The 17,943-nt window shown below is 46.0% G+C and carries 20 protein-coding genes; 2 read left to right on the top strand and 18 right to left on the bottom strand.

Annotation, left to right across the window (positions count from 1 at the left end):
- Positions 1-2 precede the first annotated feature (2 nt).
- The 18 genes from accD to ICN14_RS02225 all read right to left on the bottom strand — a co-directional run bounded on the left by accD (position 3) and on the right by ICN14_RS02225 (position 16,388).
- Positions 3-890, bottom strand: a complete 888-nt coding sequence (accD, locus tag ICN14_RS02310) for an acetyl-CoA carboxylase, carboxyltransferase subunit beta (protein ID WP_216224519.1) — start codon at positions 888-890, stop codon at positions 3-5.
- A gap of 22 nt (positions 891-912) precedes the next feature.
- Positions 913-1,710: a tryptophan synthase subunit alpha gene (trpA, locus tag ICN14_RS02305; RefSeq protein ID WP_216224518.1), complete on the bottom strand. Its 798-nt coding sequence runs from the start codon at positions 1,708-1,710 to the stop codon at positions 913-915.
- A gap of 48 nt (positions 1,711-1,758) precedes the next feature.
- The gene (gene trpB / locus ICN14_RS02300; RefSeq protein WP_015421170.1) at positions 1,759-2,952 is read right to left on the bottom strand and encodes a tryptophan synthase subunit beta; all 1,194 of its coding nucleotides are present in this window, start codon (positions 2,950-2,952) and stop codon (positions 1,759-1,761) included.
- Positions 2,953-2,984: 32 nt separating this feature from the next.
- Positions 2,985-3,659 carry a phosphoribosylanthranilate isomerase gene (locus tag ICN14_RS02295; RefSeq protein WP_216224517.1) on the bottom strand — a complete coding sequence of 225 codons (675 nt, stop codon included), beginning with the start codon at positions 3,657-3,659 and terminating at the stop codon, positions 2,985-2,987.
- Between the two features lie 38 nt (positions 3,660-3,697).
- On the bottom strand, positions 3,698-4,528 hold the full coding sequence (gene truA, locus ICN14_RS02290; protein WP_216224983.1) for a tRNA pseudouridine(38-40) synthase TruA: 831 nt from the start codon (positions 4,526-4,528) through the stop codon (positions 3,698-3,700).
- A 5-nt stretch (positions 4,529-4,533) separates the two neighbouring features.
- Positions 4,534-5,919 (bottom strand): FimV/HubP family polar landmark protein, encoded by a 1,386-nt coding sequence (locus ICN14_RS02285; RefSeq protein ID WP_216224515.1) that lies wholly within the window; start codon positions 5,917-5,919, stop codon positions 4,534-4,536.
- The gene (gene asd / locus ICN14_RS02280; RefSeq protein ID WP_216133335.1) at positions 5,919-7,076 is read right to left on the bottom strand and encodes an aspartate-semialdehyde dehydrogenase; all 1,158 of its coding nucleotides are present in this window, start codon (positions 7,074-7,076) and stop codon (positions 5,919-5,921) included. Before asd ends, ICN14_RS02285 begins: the two co-directional genes overlap by 1 nt.
- 40 nt (positions 7,077-7,116) lie before the next feature.
- Positions 7,117-8,190, bottom strand: a complete 1,074-nt coding sequence (gene leuB, locus ICN14_RS02275) for a 3-isopropylmalate dehydrogenase (protein WP_216224514.1) — start codon at positions 8,188-8,190, stop codon at positions 7,117-7,119.
- A gap of 23 nt (positions 8,191-8,213) precedes the next feature.
- Positions 8,214-8,861: a 3-isopropylmalate dehydratase small subunit gene (gene leuD / locus ICN14_RS02270; RefSeq protein WP_216224513.1), complete on the bottom strand. Its 648-nt coding sequence runs from the start codon at positions 8,859-8,861 to the stop codon at positions 8,214-8,216.
- Between the two features lie 27 nt (positions 8,862-8,888).
- Positions 8,889-9,095 carry a hypothetical protein gene (locus ICN14_RS02265; protein WP_216224512.1) on the bottom strand — a complete coding sequence of 69 codons (207 nt, stop codon included), beginning with the start codon at positions 9,093-9,095 and terminating at the stop codon, positions 8,889-8,891.
- Between the two features lie 9 nt (positions 9,096-9,104).
- On the bottom strand, positions 9,105-10,514 hold the full coding sequence (gene leuC / locus ICN14_RS02260; RefSeq protein ID WP_216224511.1) for a 3-isopropylmalate dehydratase large subunit: 1,410 nt from the start codon (positions 10,512-10,514) through the stop codon (positions 9,105-9,107).
- 18 nt (positions 10,515-10,532) lie between these two features.
- Complete coding sequence (gltA, locus tag ICN14_RS02255; RefSeq protein WP_216224510.1) at positions 10,533-11,846, bottom strand: citrate synthase; 1,314 nt, start codon at positions 11,844-11,846, stop codon at positions 10,533-10,535.
- Between the two features lie 81 nt (positions 11,847-11,927).
- Complete coding sequence (locus ICN14_RS02250; protein WP_216224509.1) at positions 11,928-12,197, bottom strand: succinate dehydrogenase assembly factor 2; 270 nt, start codon at positions 12,195-12,197, stop codon at positions 11,928-11,930.
- Positions 12,194-12,898: a succinate dehydrogenase iron-sulfur subunit gene (locus ICN14_RS02245; RefSeq protein WP_216133342.1), complete on the bottom strand. Its 705-nt coding sequence runs from the start codon at positions 12,896-12,898 to the stop codon at positions 12,194-12,196. The genes ICN14_RS02250 and ICN14_RS02245 overlap by 4 nt, the downstream gene beginning before the upstream one ends.
- Positions 12,899-12,915: 17 nt before the next feature.
- A complete protein-coding gene (sdhA, locus tag ICN14_RS02240; RefSeq protein ID WP_216224508.1) occupies positions 12,916-14,694 on the bottom strand; it encodes a succinate dehydrogenase flavoprotein subunit in 1,779 nt (592 codons plus the stop codon).
- A gap of 3 nt (positions 14,695-14,697) precedes the next feature.
- A complete protein-coding gene (gene sdhD / locus ICN14_RS02235; protein ID WP_114691369.1) occupies positions 14,698-15,063 on the bottom strand; it encodes a succinate dehydrogenase, hydrophobic membrane anchor protein in 366 nt (121 codons plus the stop codon).
- Positions 15,064-15,087: 24 nt separating this feature from the next.
- Positions 15,088-15,507 carry a succinate dehydrogenase, cytochrome b556 subunit gene (sdhC, locus tag ICN14_RS02230; protein ID WP_216224506.1) on the bottom strand — a complete coding sequence of 140 codons (420 nt, stop codon included), beginning with the start codon at positions 15,505-15,507 and terminating at the stop codon, positions 15,088-15,090.
- A 143-nt stretch (positions 15,508-15,650) separates the two neighbouring features.
- The gene (locus ICN14_RS02225; RefSeq protein WP_216224504.1) at positions 15,651-16,388 is read right to left on the bottom strand and encodes a GntR family transcriptional regulator; all 738 of its coding nucleotides are present in this window, start codon (positions 16,386-16,388) and stop codon (positions 15,651-15,653) included.
- A 151-nt stretch (positions 16,389-16,539) separates the two neighbouring features.
- On the opposite strand from ICN14_RS02225, the gene ICN14_RS02220 reads away from it, so the two are divergent.
- Both ICN14_RS02220 and ICN14_RS02215 read left to right on the top strand, forming a co-directional pair.
- Complete coding sequence (locus tag ICN14_RS02220; RefSeq protein ID WP_216224502.1) at positions 16,540-17,529, top strand: malate dehydrogenase; 990 nt, start codon at positions 16,540-16,542, stop codon at positions 17,527-17,529.
- A gap of 12 nt (positions 17,530-17,541) precedes the next feature.
- Positions 17,542-17,916, top strand: a complete 375-nt coding sequence (locus ICN14_RS02215) for a hypothetical protein (RefSeq protein WP_216224500.1) — start codon at positions 17,542-17,544, stop codon at positions 17,914-17,916.
- Positions 17,917-17,943: the final 27 nt, after the last annotated feature.

The following is a 17,943-nucleotide window of genomic DNA, read 5'->3' as shown; positions in this document are numbered from 1 at the left end:
CTTTATACAGCTGCGCTACCCGCAATCGCAGGCTCAGGAAGTTGCTGGAGCAAAGCCAACAGACGAGCAATTTCACCGCGCATTTGGCGACGATCCACAATCATGTCAATGCCACCTTTTTGCATCAAAAACTCAGAACGCTGAAAGCCTTCTGGTAATTTTTCACGAACAGTTTGCTCAATCACGCGTGGACCTGCAAAACCAATCAATGCTTTTGGTTCAGCCATCACAACATCGCCCATAAAGGCGAAGCTGGCAGAAATTCCACCCATCGTTGGGTCTGTTAATACGCTGATATATGGCAAACCTTTTTTAGACAGCAAGGTCAACATCGAATTTGTCTTGGCCATCTGAAATAAGGAGAGCAAGCTTTCTTGCATACGCGCGCCACCAGTTGCTGTGACACAGATAAAAGCGCACTTCTTAGCAATAGCCTCTTGAACACCACGAGCAAAACGCTCACCAACAACTGAACCCATCGAGCCGCCCATGTACTGGAACTCGAAACACGCTGCTACAACAGGAATGCTTTCAATCTTGCCGCCAAGAACGATTAAGGCCTCGGACTCACCAGAGGCATCATTCGCCTCTTTAATACGGTCTGGGTATTTCTTTGAATCTTTAAATTTCAGTGGATCGATTGGATAGATGTCAGCACCGATCTCATAACGACCCTTTTCATCCAACAAGCTATCCAAACGCAAACGTGCACCGATACGCATATGGTGACTGCATTTAGGACAAACCGAGAGATTAGCTTCAATATCTGTGCTGTAAAGAACAGTTTCACAGCTAGGGCACTTAACCCAAAGTCCTTCAGGAACAGATTTGCGGTTAGCAGGATCCGTATGTTGGATTTGTGGGGGTAGTAATTTATCGATCCAGCTCATCAGTTTTTAACTATCCAGTGCATTAACTATCTAAAGCGACGCGAATTTCACGTATGAAGGTTTCAAGTGATTGTACCGCTTGCCCAGGGGCAGAATCTTCCAAAAGTCGAATAATCCGACTACCAATTACCACCGCATCTGCTGTTTTTGATACTGCACGGGCACTTTCAGCGTCATTAATACCAAAACCCACTGCGATCGGGATCGGGGTTGCTTCACGGATCTTAGGAATGATGCTAGCGACATCTTGGGTATTTAGGTGGGATGCACCAGTTACACCGCGCATGGACACGTAATAGATATAACCAGAAGCTATTTTGGCAGCATCCTTTATGCGTTCTGGTGATGAAGTTGGCGCCAATAGAAAAATTGGGTCAACACCAGCAAGCTTCATACGAGCAGCAAAATCCTCGCACTCTTCTGGCGGGTAGTCCACCACGAGAACACCATCAACACCGGCAGCTTTGGCCTCAGTTGCAAAGCGCTCTGCCCCCATTTGCTCCACAGGGTTGGCATATCCCATCAAAACTACCGGGGTATTAGTGTCGAGCTTCCGAAATTCTTTCACCATGTCCAGGCAACCGTGCAAAGTAACGCCCTGAGTGAGTGCCCTTTCAGATGATCGCTGAATGACTGGTCCATCAGCCATAGGATCCGAAAAAGGAACTCCGAGTTCGATCACATTAGCGCCACCACGAACCATTGCATGCATTAATTCAACGGTGAGTTTTGGATCTGGGTCACCAGCAGTAATAAAGGGAATGAGCCCTTTCTTGCCAGAAGCTTTTAGTTCATTAAAGAGTGCGGTAATTTTTGACATGGCAATTCGTAATTATTATTTTTTTGTAATTTCGTGAGTGACTTCGAATTAACCTTCGGAGCCTGTCGCTTGTGCAACGGTATGCATATCTTTATCACCGCGGCCAGACAGGTTCACCAAGATGGTTTTATCTTTAGAGAGTGTTGGCGCCAATTTGCACGCATAAGCAATTGCATGTGAAGACTCTAAAGCGGGAATGATGCCTTCGATACGACAGCAATCATGGAAAGCTTTAAGTGCCTCTTCATCTGTTACCGCAACATAGTCGGCTCGACCTGAATCTTTTAACCAAGCATGCTCAGGACCAACGCCAGGATAATCCATACCAGCAGAAACAGAGTGCGTTTCAGAGATCTGACCGTTCTCATCTTGCAATAAATAGGTTCGGTTACCGTGCAATACACCTGGCTTACCAACACAAAGTGCTGCAGAGTGAAGACCACTATTTAAGCCATGGCCTGCAGCTTCAACACCAACCAATTTCACTTCTGGGTAATCGATATAGGGATAGAAAATACCCATCGCATTAGAGCCGCCGCCAACACATGCCATGACATAGTCAGGCTGGCGTCCAGTCATTTCAGGCATCTGTACTTTGCACTCTTCACCGATCACACTCTGAAAATCTCGCACCATCATCGGATATGGGTGTGGACCTGCCACAGTACCAATGATGTAGAAAGTATCCTCAACGTTGGTAACCCAATCTCGCATCGCTTCGTTGAGCGCATCTTTAAGAGTTTTCGTTCCTGATTCAACAGGCACTACTTTTGCACCAAGCAATTTCATACGAAATACGTTTTGAGCTTGGCGCGCTACGTCAACAGAACCTTGATACACGGTGCAATCCAAACCAAAGCGTGCGCAAATAGTTGCAGTAGCAACGCCATGCTGCCCCGCTCCCGTTTCAGCAATGATTCGCGGCTTACCCATACGCTTAGCCAACATCGCTTGACCAATGACGTTATTAATTTTGTGTGCGCCTGTGTGATTTAAATCTTCGCGCTTGAGATAGATTTGCGCACCACCCAGCATCTCACTCCAACGCTTGGCGTGATACACCGGTGATGGACGACCTACAAAATGCTTGAGCTCGTAATGAAACTCTTCTAAGAATTCTGGGTCGTATTGGTATTTTGCGTAAGCCGCTTTGAGTTCATCCAAAGCGAACATGAGCGTCTCAGAAACAAATACGCCACCGTAAGGACCGAAGTGCCCTCGTGCATCTGGCTTATCGTACATAAATACCTCTTTTGATTAGTTACAGCAAATGATTAGGTTGATGTGCTTGCATCTGCGGCTCGCACTGCCTCAATAAACTGCTTCATCAAGGCGTGATCTTTTACACCCTTGCTGATTTCAACGCCGCTAGAGACGTCAACCGCGCAAGGATGAAGACGAGCAATGGCTTCGCCCACGTTGTGAACGTTCAATCCACCACTCAAAACGACCCGAGGCGCGTTTGCGCTTATCCATGCTTGTGGAATTCCTGACCAATCAAAAGGAACGCCCCCTCCACCGTAACTCTCAACAAGAGCATCGAGCAAAAAGGCGTTTGCTTGCCTATATTGTAGGGAAAAATCATCAAATGCGAAGCCTGCCCCAACGCGTGCAGCCTTCATCCATGGCTGCCCCGCAGCTAGACGCTCACAGTCCTCAGGGGACTCATCTCCATGAAACTGCCATAAGGTAATAGAGGCAGCCGCCCTAATAGCCTCAAATTCAGCATCTGTGGCGTTTACAACCAAGCCGACGGCATCTACCCCAGCTGGAAGCCTGGAAATCAATGCGGCAGCAATATTGGGGGTTACAGACCTTGGGCTTGGTGCATAGAAGACGAAGCCAACGGCATCTACTCCAGCGGCAACAGCAGCATCCACATCCGCAGGCGTCTTGAGACCGCAGATTTTGACCCTAGTACGTCCAGGAGAGTTAGTAAGTAAGCCCATATGGGAAATGATAAGGCCTTGAGCAAATAAAGACCTGCTTAGGCGAATACCGCCTTAGGTAACCAAGAATTTGCAAGCCAAGGCTTTGGTATCTGAAACCCATCTGGATAGGCAATTTGAGCCAAATAGAGCCCAGCCGGCGAAAACGTAGGCGCAGCAATGCTGCGATCTTTAGCAGCCAAGACTTCTGCCATCCATCCTGATTTTTGCTTGCCAACGCCGATTTGAATAAAGCTTCCCACTAGATTGCGTACCATGTGATGCAAAAACGCATTCCCTTTAATCTTGAAATACAACCAAGGCTCATTCGAGAAAATCTCGATGGAATACATCGTTTTTACTGGAGTCTTACTTTGACACTCTGAGGATCGGAATGAGGTGAAATCATGTTCGCCAATCAAGCATTCGGCAGCCTCTCTCATAGCATCAACATCAAACCAACGATCTGCTGGAAGCATGACATAACCAGCGCGATCTGCGGCCATTGGTGAGCGGCATGGTCCGGCATGCAATGCGTAGATATAAGTACGCTCATGAGCAGAATACCGAGCACTAAATTCTTCAGGAACAACTATAGCCCAGTTAACCACTATTGATTCTGGCAAGAAAGTATTAACACCCCTGACCCACGACCAGTTTTCTCGCTCAACATCAACATCGAAGTGAACAACCTGACCTAAGGCATGAACCCCTGTATCTGTCCTGCCGGCTGTAATAACGCGAATAGGATTCGCATTGGCGGCATCAACTCCCACAAATGATGAAATGGCTTTTTCTAATTCGTCTTGAATCGTCCTCTGACTTACTTGGGACTGCCATCCTGAATAGGGGCTGCCATCATATTGAAGGCCAAGAGCGATGCGCATAATACCGCTTAAGAATTTCTGTGCGATAGCTCAGCCAATAAACCCTGAGCCTCGATCGTAATTGCAGGATCAATTGAACTGCCAATATGGACAATTTCTTGAAGTGATTTTTTGGCAGCTGAAAAATCTTCTATGGTGATGTAGGCACGAGCAAGATTTAGTTTTACACGAAGAGCATCAGCAAGTGGATTGACCTCTGCAGTTGGAGGCTGGGTAGATTTTTTAACGGGCGTTAAATCCAGATCAATTCCAGCGAACAGTGCTTTTGCACGATCTGGCATTGCACCATGAGCCGGATGATGCTCCTTGCTAGTTGAGGCAACTTTGGGTATTTCGCCTGAAAAATTGCGCACTTCAGAACGACGGGCATTTTTTGCCAACAACCACAGTAAAAGACCTGTAAGGCCCATTAATACCAAAGCAAAGATTGCCGGCGCAAATCCACCTAAACCAAAAGAACCATCATTTTTAGTGGATGCGGATGACTTGCCCTTGGCTTGGTCAAGAAGTCGTTGCAAATCAGCAATATTCTTTTCAAGTTCAGCGACACGCACCCGAGTCTGCTCCAGCGCTTTTTCTTGAGCGACTAAATCTTCTGTGTAGCGGCGCTCTTCAGAACTGCCTTCAGCACTTGATCCAATTTTGAGGCGATCTTTTGCAGGCGCATCGGTACCATTTTTTAAATTAGCGCCACCTTGAGCCCCACCCTTTGCATCACGCTCAGATAGCCACTGCGCATTAGACTCGGCTACAAATTGCTGAGCCTCTGCTGGGCTAATCGAGCGCAATAAAGCCTGATTTGGTTGATTGAGTTCAGCACCAGCCTCTAAGCGATTAATACTACCGCTAGCAAATGCATCGGGGTTGGCTTTAAACAAAGCCATCATGGTTTGATCTAGCGTAGCACCCTGCAATTGAGGGGCTAACTGAGCCGCAATTTCAGATAGTGTTTGACCAGGCCTTACTAGAATTTTTTGAGCATCACCCAGCAGCAATGTATAGGTCTTAGTAAGGCTTCCCGCAGACCAATTCAGTGTGACTAAGACGTCCAAGAATGGATCATCCGTCATTGGCACCGACTCAACCGTCTCCAACAAAACCATCAACTGCTCTTGTTGATTACGATAAATCATCGCCTGAGGATTCAGGGCGAGTATCTTTTGAGATATTCCTAAACGATCGTAGGCTGCCTTGTTAGTAATACCAACATTCAAACTCGAGAGCGCAGATTGCTCATCTGCAGTAACCCGAATCGGAAACTCTACTTTGAGTGGTTCACCAGGTCTAGAAAGTAGTTTTGGGGAGCCAAGAGAAATGGCCCCTGCCGCACTTGACCAACTTAGCCAAACTAAGCAAAGTGCTCTTGCAAACTGAATTTGGCTAAATCTGAGCATTAGTGCTCTAGCAAGATGCGGAGCATACGGCGCAATGGCTCAGCAGCACCCCACAAGAGTTGATCGCCAACAGTAAAGGCACCAAGGTACTCAGGTCCCATAGCCATCTTATGGAGACGACCAATGGGCACTGTCAAAGTGCCGCTAATTGCAGCTGGAGATAATTCACGCTCAGTGGTCTCGCGATCATTTGGAATAACCTTAACCCACTGGTTATCGTTAGCCAAAATAGCTTCGATTTCTTTTAATGGGATATCTTTTTTGAGTTTGACTGTGAGGCCTTGTGAGTGGCAACGCATTGCGCCAACACGAACGCATAAACCATCAATTGGAATGCTTCCAGGAGTTCTAAATGCAGGACGGCCCAAGATCTTATTAAACTCAGCACCGCCTTTCCACTCTTCTTTGGTTTGACCATTTTCAACAGGAACATCGATCCAAGGAATCAAGCTACCCGCTAAAGGTGTATTGCGGAAGTTTTTCTTCGGAAAATCAGGGGAACGCAAAGTCTCAGTAATTTTGCGGTCGATATCCAAAATCCAAGAGGATGGATCAGCTAACTCTGTAGCTACGCTGTCACGCAATGCGCCCATTTGCAAAAGTAGTTCGCGCATATTCTGTGCACCAGCACCAGAAGCCGCCTGATAAGTCATGGCACTAATCCACTCAACCATGTCGGCCTTAACTAAGCCGCCCATCGCCATCATCATTAAGCTAACTGTGCAGTTACTACCAATCCAGTTCTTTCCACCAGCAGCCAACGCCTTATCAATCACTGGACGATTTACTGGATCCAAAACTAAAACAGCATCTTCCTTCATGCGTAATGCACTAGCCGCATCAATCCAATGACCTTGCCAACCAGCAGCGCGAAGTTTAGGGAAAATCTCATTGGTGTAGTCGCCGCCCTGGCAAGTCAAAATAATGTCGCAACGTGAGAGCGCCTTGATGTCATTCGCATCAAGCAAAGTATTTTCGCTCTTAGTCACTTTCTGACCATTCAAGAGTGGTACTTCACCGCCAGCTTGGCTGGTACTAAAAAATACAGGCTCAATAAGATCAAAATCCTTCTCAGCCAGCATTCTCTCCATGAGAACGCTGCCAACCATACCGCGCCAGCCGACTAAGCCTACTAATGGAGTTTTTGTATTTGCCATGATGAATGATCTATTGAGTGAATTAATTTAGGGTAATACGTTATTTTGAAAGAGCGGCCACTACAGCATCGCCCATTTCAACGGTAGAAACTTTTTTCGTGCCTTCGGTATAGATATCAGCTGTACGCAAGCCTTGCGACAAAACCTTTTGAACTGCTGCCTCGATACGATCCGCCTCAGATGGCATACCCAATGAGTAACGCAACATCATGGCAGCCGAAAGAATAGTTGCCAGTGGATTAGCGATACCCTTGCCAGCGATATCTGGTGCAGAGCCATGACTTGGCTCGTATAAGCCTTTATTGTTTTTATCTAATGATGCTGATGGCAACATGCCAATAGAGCCAGTCAACATTGAAGCTTCATCAGAGAGAATGTCGCCAAATAAATTGCCAGTCACGACAACATCAAACGCCTTTGGTGCTTTGACCAATTGCATCGCTGCGTTATCAACATACATATGTGACAACTCAACATCTGGGTAATCTTTGCCAATGCGAATCATGACATCACGCCACAGTTGCGATGTCTCAAGAACGTTTGCCTTGTCAACGCTACATACTTTCTTCCCACGCTTGCGCGCAGCTTCAAAAGCTACGCGACCAATGCGCTCTACTTCTGGCTCGCTGTAATGCATCATGTCGTAGCCTTCGCGTGCGCCCTTAAATAAAGGGAGCTCAGAAGTACGAATGCCGCGTGGCTGCCCAAAGTAGATGTCACCATTAAGCTCGCGAATAATCAAAATATCTAAGCCGCTAACGATTTCAGGCTTCAGGCTAGAAGCAGCAGTTAATTCGTTATAGCAAATAGCTGGTCTGAAATTGGCAAACAATTCCAAATGTTTGCGCAAACCCAAGATAGCCTGTTCAGGGCGGAGTTCACGAGCCAAGGTGTCATATTTCCAGTCGCCTACAGCGCCGAACAAAATGGCATCTGCTTTTTTAGCAAGCTCTAATGTTGCGGGTGGCAATGGATGGCCTGCCACATCGTAGGCGGCACCGCCAACTGGGGCAAACTCAAGATCAAATTTAGGGCCGAGCGCATTTAATACCTTAACGGCTTCAGCAACGATTTCCGGGCCGATACCATCGCCCGGTAGGACTGCAATTTTCATGAAAGGCCTTTAACTCTATAAAACTACGGCAGTTGTGTCGCAAGCCAAGGCATCTTGAGGATGCGCTCAGCTTCGTAAGCCTTGATTTTATCTGCATGTTGCAGGGTTAAGCCAATATCGTCTAAGCCGTTCAGCAGGCAATGCTTTCTGAATGGGGCCACATCAAAGCTGTAGGCGGTCCCGTCAGGGGTAATGACTTGCTGGGCTTCCAGGTCAATAGTGAGCTGATAGCCGCTAAAAGCCAGGGTTTCATTGAATAAATGATCAACCTGTATCTCTGAGAGAACAATAGGTAGGAGACCATTTTTAAAGCAATTGTTGTAAAAGATATCTGCAAAACTAGGCGCAATGACAGATCTGAAGCCATACTGGTCTAAAGCCCAAGGAGCGTGCTCACGGGAGCTGCCACAACCAAAGTTCTTACGGGCTAGCAAAATACCAGCATCCTTATAGCGAGGCTGATTTAAAACAAAATCCTGGTTGATTGGGCGGTTACTGCAATCCTGACCAGGCTCGCCATGGTCTAAATAGCGCCACTCATCAAACAAATTTTGACCAAAGCCTGTTTTCTTAATGGATTTTAAGAATTGCTTAGGAATAATGGCATCGGTATCCACGTTCTCGCGATTAAGCGGAGCAACCAATCCTTTGTATACCGTAAATTTTTCCATAATGATCTTCTGCTGAATTTCTAGTGCTTACTTAACGGGGGTTACAACAACATCTTTCCCTTTAGTTTGGGATTGGTTGTTATTGCTGTTGCTACTACCACCCATTGAATTTCCCATAGTCTGAAGATCTTTTCCAACACCTTCCATAGTATTGGCGCAGGCTGAGAGAATGATGCCGATAACAGCAACAATGGTTAATTTTTTAATCATAGTGAATGAAGATAATTTAGACATCAATATTCCTTAAGAAATCTTACGAACATCAACAAAGTGACCTTCAATTGCAGCAGCGGCTGCCATTGCTGGGCTTACTAAATGCGTTCTTCCGCCGTTGCCTTGGCGACCTTCAAAATTTCGGTTTGAAGTCGATGCACAGCGCTCGCCAGGCTCAAGGCGGTCAGCATTCATAGCCAAACACATGGAGCAACCAGGTTCACGCCATTCAAAACCAGCAGCCTTAAACACGCGATCCAAACCTTCACGTTCGGCCTGAGCTTTTACCAAGCCGGAGCCAGGAACTACCATGGCTAATTTGACGTTAGCGGCAACTTTCTTACCAAGGCGATCAACCACCTTGGCGGCAGCACGAATATCTTCAATGCGGCTGTTGGTGCAAGATCCAATAAATACTTTATCAATCGAGATATTGCTCAATGGCGTATTCGGAACTAGCCCCATGTACTCAAGAGCACGCTCCATTGCGGAACGTTTATTCGCATCACGCTCTTTTTCAGGATCAGGAACACGATCACTAATAGACAAAACCATTTCTGGTGAAGTACCCCAAGTTACTTGAGGAGCAATCTCTTCCGCACGTAACTCGACTACTGCATCAAACTTAGCATCCACATCTGAATGCAAGGTGCGCCAGTATTGCAAAGCATGACGCAAAGCCTCACCTTTAGGGGCGTAAGGTCTGCCTTGAATGTATTCAATAGTGGTTTCATCAACAGCCACTAGTCCAGCACGAGCACCCGCCTCAATTGCCATATTGCAGAGGGTCATACGACCTTCCATGGACAAATTACGAATCGCCTCACCTGCAAACTCAATTGTGTAGCCAGTTCCGCCCGCAGTACCAATCTTGCCTATGACAGAAAGCACGATATCTTTTGCAGTAGAACCTGGCTGAAGGCGTCCATCCACCTTCACCAACATATTCTTACTCTTTTTCATGAGCAAGGTTTGGGTGGCCAATACATGTTCCACTTCTGAAGTACCAATACCAAATGCCAGTGCGCCAAAAGCACCATGAGTACTTGTGTGTGAATCGCCGCAGACCACAGTCATGCCGGGTAAGGTAGCGCCCTGCTCTGGTCCAATCACGTGAACAATTCCTTGACGGAGATCGTTCATTTTGTATTGAGTAATACCAAAGGCATCACAATTTTGATCCAGAGTATCTACTTGTAATTTAGAAATCGGATCAGTAATTCCCTCGGAGCGATCTGTCGTTGGAACATTGTGATCTGAAACCGCCAGGTTGGCAGAAATTCGCCAAACTGGACGGCCAGCTAAATTCAATCCTTCAAAAGCTTGAGGGCTTGTCACCTCGTGCAATAACTGACGATCTATATAAATCGTAGCCGTGCCGTCTTGTTCGGAATAGACGACATGGTCATCCCACAATTTATCGTAAAGCGTACGTGACATGTAAACCCTCTAAAACTTTTATTTACGTACGGAAATGTTAGGAACCTTGCGTGAAGTTTCTCCAACATATAACTGACGTGGACGACCAATCTTGTACTCAGGGTCGGTGATCATTTCTTCCCACTGAGCAATCCAGCCTACCGTTCTTGCTAAAGCAAAAATACAGGTAAACATTTCTGTTGGAATACCCAATGCGCGCTGAACAATTCCAGAATAGAAATCGACGTTTGGATAGAGCTTGCGGCTCACGAAATAATCATCTTCCAATGCAATCTTCTCAAGGGTCATGGCTAACTTGAATAATGGATCATTCTCGAGACCCATTTCTTTTAAGACTTCATGACATGTTTCACGCATGAGTTTTGCACGTGGATCAAAGTTCTTATATACACGATGACCGAAGCCCATCAAACGAACGCTAGAGTTCTTATCTTTGACTTGGGCAATGAAATCATGAATCTTATCTACGCCACCATTTGCCTGGATCTCATTGAGCATCTGCAAGCAAGCTTCATTAGCACCGCCGTGAGCTGGGCCCCATAAACAAGCAATACCAGCAGAGATAGCGGCAAATGGATTAGTGCCAGAAGAGCCGCACAAGCGCACTGTTGATGTGGATGCATTTTGCTCATGATCAGCATGCAATGTAAAGATACGATCCAAAGCGCGTACTAATACTGGATTAACCTTGTACTCTTCACAAGGAGTAGCAAACATCATGCGCATGAAGTTTGCTGTGTATGACAAAGAATTGTCAGGATAGATGAATGGTTGACCAACAGAATACTTATAGGCCATAGCAACCAATGTTGGCATCTTCGCAATCAAACGAATCTGAGCAACTTCGCGAGCATACGGGTCACTGTAATCAATCTCATCATGGTAGAAAGCGGCCATTGCGCCAACCAAGCCTGTCAATACAGACATTGGGTGTGCATCACGACGGAAGCCACGCAAGAAGAATTGCATTTGCTCATGAACCATCGTGTGGTGCATGACTAACTCTTCGAAATCTTTTTTCTGCTTAGCGTTTGGTAACTCGCCATTCAACAAAAGGTAGCAAACTTCTAAGAAGTCGCAATTGTGTGCGAGATCTTCGATTGGGTATCCACGGTAGAGCAACTCACCTTTATCGCCATCGATGTAAGTGATCTTACTATTGCATGAGGCGGTGGATAGAAACCCTGAATCATAGGTGAACTTGCCGGTTTGACCGTAAAGCTTACGAATATCGATTACGTCAGGACCAATAGTGCCTTTGTAAATTGGCAAGTCAATATCTGGCGTTCCGTCCGAAAACGATAATTTTGCCTTGATGTCCGATTCAATCATTTCTAATCCTTAGTCATTCAAATTGATGATTAATACACTATTTGATCATGTATCCGCACTTCTATTGCAGCTAAAGCCGAATTACTTCTGTCTCAGCCTTTGTAATACAGCCTTGAAAGAGGCCTCTTGCGATTCTTTTTCCAATGTTGCAACAGAATCCTTGCGACCGATTAATAAGTCCATCAAGTCGTTATCTTCTAGGGCTAGCAACTGGGTTAAAACTTTTCCATCATCTGCATTTAATTGATCGCCGTAACGCTCAAAAAAACGCTGCAGAATTAAATCGTTTTCAAGCAAGCCTCTTCGGGCGTCACTCTTTAAGCGATATAACTCTGCATTGGTAAGGGTCATACCGCCCTACGTACCATCAATTCCTTGATCTTTCCAATTGCCTTGGTCGGATTCAAATGCTTAGGACATACGTCCACGCAGTTCATGATGGTGTGGCAACGGAATAAACGGTACGGATCTTCCAAGTTGTCCAAACGCTGTGCAGTGTCTTCATCACGACTGTCAGCAATAAAGCGATAAGCCTGCAACAAACCAGCTGGGCCAACGAACTTATCTGGATTCCACCAGAAAGATGGACATGAGGTTGAGCATGATGCACACAAGATGCACTCATACAAACCGTTCAATTCTTCACGCTCTTCAGGACTTTGGAGACGCTCTTTTTCTGGAGCTGGATTGTCATTCACCAAGTAAGGCTTGATGGACAAATACTGCTTGAAGAACAAGGTCATATCCACAATTAAATCGCGCACAACTGGCAAGCCAGGCAATGGGCGCAATGTGATGACTTTAGGCAAAGTCAACATATTGGTCAAGCAAGCCAAACCGTTCTTGCCGTTAATGTTCATAGCATCAGAGCCACAAACACCTTCACGGCATGAACGACGATATGAAATGGATTCATCTTGTTTCTTGAGGGAAATCAAGGCGTCCAACAACATACGCTCACCAGTCAATTCAAGCTCGTAACGCTCCATGCGTGGCGCTGCATCGACATCTGGATCGTAGCGGTAAATTTCAAATATACGAATATCACTCATTTTTAATTTCTCTTCGCTTAGAAAGTACGTTCTTTTGGAGGGAAAGACTCAACAGTCAATGGCTTCAGAACAACTGGCTTGTAGTCCAAGCGATTGCCTTCGCTATACCAAAGCGTGTGCTTCATCCAATTGTCATCATCACGCTCTTGATGATCATCATGTGAGTGCGCACCACGACTTTCAGTACGCGCTGCAGCTGAGATCATTGTTGCGTTTGCCGCTTCAATTAGGTTAGCCACTTCTAAAGCTTCGATACGTGCTGTATTGAAAATCTCTGACTTATCTTTGAGCCACAAATGTTTAGCGCGCTCAGTAAGCTTAGCCATTTGACGAACACCTTCATCCATCAATTCTTGGTTACGGAATACGCCAGCATATTTCTGCATGGTTTTACGAATGTCATTGGCAACGTCTTGGGCATACTCGCCAGATGTTGAGTTATCAAGAGCAGCAATGCGAGCTAAAGTTTGTTCGCCAGCATTCGCAGGCAATGGCTTAAATTCACGGTTCTTGAGATCCATCGCAACAATGTGATTACCTGCTGCACGACCGAATACCAACAAGTCGAGCAATGAGTTCGTACCCAAACGATTTGCACCGTGTACGGATACGCAAGAGCACTCACCAATTGCATACAAGCCATTAACAATTTCATTGTGCTTGCCGTTGGCAGGTACAACTACTTGGCCATTGATGTTGGTAGGGATACCACCCATCTGGTAGTGAATAGTTGGCACAACAGGGATTGGCTCTTTAGTAACGTCAACGTTAGCAAAGTTGATGCCAATCTCGTAGACAGAAGGCAAACGCTTCATGATTGTCTCGGCGCCAATATGCGTCAAGTCGAGAACCACATAATCACCGTTAGGGCCGCAACCGCGCCCTTCTTTGATTTCCTGATCCATGCAACGAGAAACGAAATCGCGTGGGGCCAAGTCCTTATAGGTAGGTGCATAACGCTCCATAAAGCGCTCACCGTCTTTATTACGCAAGATACCGCCTTCACCGCGACAACCTTCTGTCAACAATACGCCCGCACCGGCTACGCCAGTTGGGTGGAATTGCCAGAACTCCATATCTTCTAATGGAATGCCTGCACGAGCTGCGAGACCCATACCGTCACCGGTATTAATAAATGCGTTTGTAGATGCATCCCAAATGCGGCCTGCACCACCAGTAGCCATCATGACTACTTTAGTTTCCAAGATGTAAACCTGGCCTGTTTCCATTTCGAGCGCAGTCACACCAACAACATCACCTGCGTCGTCGCGAATGAGGTCAAGTGCTAACCACTCTACGAAGAAGTTTGTTTTTGCGCGAACGTTACGTTGATACAAAGTGTGCAACATTGCATGACCGGTTCGGTCAGCAGCTGCGCAAGCACGTTGCACGGCCTTCTCGCCATAATTAGCTGTGTGACCACCAAATGGACGCTGATAAATCGTTCCATCTGGGTTGCGGTCAAACGGCATACCAAAGTGCTCGAGCTCGTAAACAACTTTAGGAGCTTCGCGACACATAAATTCGATCACGTCTTGGTCACCTAACCAGTCAGAACCTTTGATCGTGTCGTAAAAGTGATAGTGCCAGTTATCCTCACTCATGTTGCCCAGTGATGCACCGATACCGCCCTGTGCAGCAACAGTGTGCGAGCGAGTTGGGAAAACTTTAGTTAACACTGCAACGTTCAAGCCAGCTTCTGCTAATTGCAAAGAAGCGCGCATACCTGAACCACCTGCACCGATAATTACCGCGTCGAAACGGCGGCGTGGCAATGCTTTTTTAATCGCAGTCATGAATTACACTTTCCACAAAATTTGTACGGCATAGGCCGCACAGGCTACGAGATACAAAACAGTTAACACTTGGAGTGTTAAACGAATGCTGACTGGCTTGATGTAATCCATCCAAATATCACGGATACCAATCCAAGCGTGATAGAACAGGCTGATGAAGAATAAAAGCGTTAAGAGCTTCATGAACTGATTGCTAAACAATGCAGCCCAGCCTTCATAAGTCGCGCTACCAGTGATGCAGTAATCAACAACTAAAACGATTGTGAAAACAACCATCACGATGGCAGTTACACGTTGAATAATCCACTCTTTAAGGCCGTAGTGCGCTCCAACAACTAAGCGCTTAGGTCCAATTTGATAAATAGGCATTAGATTTCCTTAATAAAGAAGTGCTTAGTACAAGCCAAACAGTTTGAGACCAACAACCGCAGTCAAAGCAAGACCTAAGAAAAATACAAAGATCGCTGAGCGGTTGGCATCAACTTTTTCAACACCAATCTCTAAATCCAGCAAGAGATAACGAATGCCGGCGCAGAAATGGTGCAAGAAAGACCAAATCAATCCAAGGAGAACGATCTTTACAAGAACGTGGCCAGTAATGGCTTGGAATTTTTGGTAGCTCATCTCGGATGCCAAACTTTGATCCAAGAGATAAAGCAAGAATGGCAACATCAAAAACAATGCCGCTCCACTTATGCGATGAAGAATGGATACTTTTCCAGCCCAAGGAAGGCGGTACTTAATCAACTGGGCAAGACCAATATTTCGATAAACCGGTCTATCTTTTTTTACGTTTTGCTGTGCATCAACCATGGGTAATCTCAATCTTTCGGTGGAGGTTCAGTGTGGTTTTGTTGTGTTGCAACATATTCTATTGGAAACCTTGGGGGTGGTGGGGACTTTTTAGCGTTTAAAGGGGTTAAATAGTGGTTTTTACTGATTTTTGAGTGTACTACCTAGTTCAATTTATTGTCGTAATGCTGATCAGAAGTGTCATACCTTGCGCGACGAATTTCTACTGGTTTATTCCCGTAGGTAAAAGCCACACGCTCAACAGAAAGCAAGGCAGCCCCCTCTGGAACTTCGAGGTGCCTGGCAAGCTCCGAATTGGCTAGGACGGCCTTAATCTTTTCTTCGGCTCGCACCATATGCGTGGCGTACTCGCTCTCATAAAAAGCGTACATTGGACCAGGCCATGCGTTAAGGGCCTCCAGGGTCAGACCCTCGAAACGTGCCTTGGGCAACCAAATCTCCTCAAAAACGATCGGACGCCCTGCAGAGCTTTGAACGCGATCGATTCGAATAATAGGGTCACCTGCCTTTAATTTAAGCAACTTTGCAATATAGGCATCAGATTGGATATTTTCACAGGCTAAAAACTGGTTTTTGAGATGCAACTTATCGCCAGAATCGGGCTCCAAACGTAAAAAACGGTATTGAAAGTCTTCTTCTTGATGGGTGGCTACAAAAGTACCCTTGCCTTGACGTCTCACCAGCAGATTCAGCGCGGCCAACTCATCAATCGCTTTGCGCACCGTACCCTGGCTGACAGCATATCGAGCTGCTAGCTCCATTTCACTGGGGATAGCGTCACCAGGCAACCATTCGGAGGCCTGCAAGCTCGCCAAAATCATGGCTTTGATTTGCTCATAAAGCGGGCTAAATGAGGCTATGGGTTCAGATATCAATGACAAATTAACTCCAGGACAGCATCTATTGGATAAAATTCAAGCTTATCTCATATCTTATATAAGACATGATTGACAGTGTAAATGGAAAGTCCATACACTTGAATGGATAATAGAAAGAATTTCAATTAATTAACCTCAACTGGAGTTATTAGTAATGGCAAAAGCCCCAATGCGTGTTGCAGTCACCGGTGCAGCCGGTCAAATCGGATATTCCCTCCTCTTTCGCATCGCCAATGGTGATTTGCTAGGCAAAGATCAGCCAGTAATCCTCCAGTTGCTTGAAATTCCAGATGAAAAGGCTCAAAAAGCTTTAACCGGCGTAATGATGGAATTGGAAGATTGTGCATTCCCATTGTTGGCCGGCATGACAGCCCACTCTGACCCAATGACAGCATTCAAGGATATTGACGTTGCTTTGTTGGTTGGCGCACGTCCACGTGGCCCTGGTATGGAGCGCAAAGACTTGCTCTCAGCCAATGCTCAGATTTTCACAGCGCAAGGTAAAGCATTGAATGCAGTTGCCAAGAAAACCGTGAAGGTTTTGGTTGTTGGCAATCCAGCAAACACCAATGCTTACATCGCCATGAAATCTGCTCCAGATATTCCTGCGAAGAATTTCACTGCAATGTTGCGCTTGGATCACAATCGCGCGCTCTCACAATTGGCTAGCAAGTTAAACAAGCCTGTTGCTGATATCGAGAAATTAGTTGTCTGGGGTAACCATAGCCCAACAATGTATCCAGACTATCGCTTTGCAACCATTGATGGCAAATCTGTAAAAGACAGCATCAATGACGCAGCATGGAATAAAGATACATTCATTCCTACTGTTGGCAAACGTGGTGCGGCCATTATTGAAGCGCGCGGCCTATCTTCTGCAGCGTCTGCAGCTAACGCAGCGATCGATCACATTCGTGACTGGGTCCTTGGCACAAATGGTAAGTGGGTCACTATGGGTATTCCATCTAAAGGTGAATATGGCATTCCTGCTGAAGTAATTTACGGCTATCCAGTCATTTGCGAAAACGGCGAATACAAGATGGTTGAAGGTTTGGAAATCGATGAGTTCTCACGTGAGCGCATGAACCACACCCTTAACGAATTGCTTGAAGAACAAGCTGGCGTTAAGCACCTTCTCTCTTAAGGATCACTACACATGAAGAAATCCCTTCTCATCGTTAGTCTAGCAACAGCTGGCCTCTTGGGTTCAGCATCCGCTATTGCTAATGAAGAAGTAACCACTTGGACTTGTAGCGAAAGCAAGCAATTCAAAACTTCAGGTACAACAGAAACGGTTCGCATTACTTGGGAATCCAAAACGTTTGATTTGAAGCGCGAAAATTCCTTACCAGGAAGCTTGCGTTACAAGAACGCTAACAGTGGACATGACCTTGTTGTGCTGGGTAACAAAGCAATGTTGTTTAACATCAAGTCTGGGACCCGTCTTGCTGATTTCTGCCAAACTGCAGAAATGAAAACAGGCAAACTCCCGCACTTGTTTGCAAATTCAGAGCCTTTTATTCAGAACTAAAAGCAAACGCATCAAATTAAAAAGCCG

It is taken from the genome of Polynucleobacter sp. MG-27-Goln-C1, from assembly GCF_018881905.1.
Lineage (GTDB): Bacteria > Pseudomonadota > Gammaproteobacteria > Burkholderiales > Burkholderiaceae > Polynucleobacter.
The sequence above is the reverse complement of the archived record's forward strand: the minus strand, read 5'-3'. Positions and strand labels throughout refer to the sequence as shown.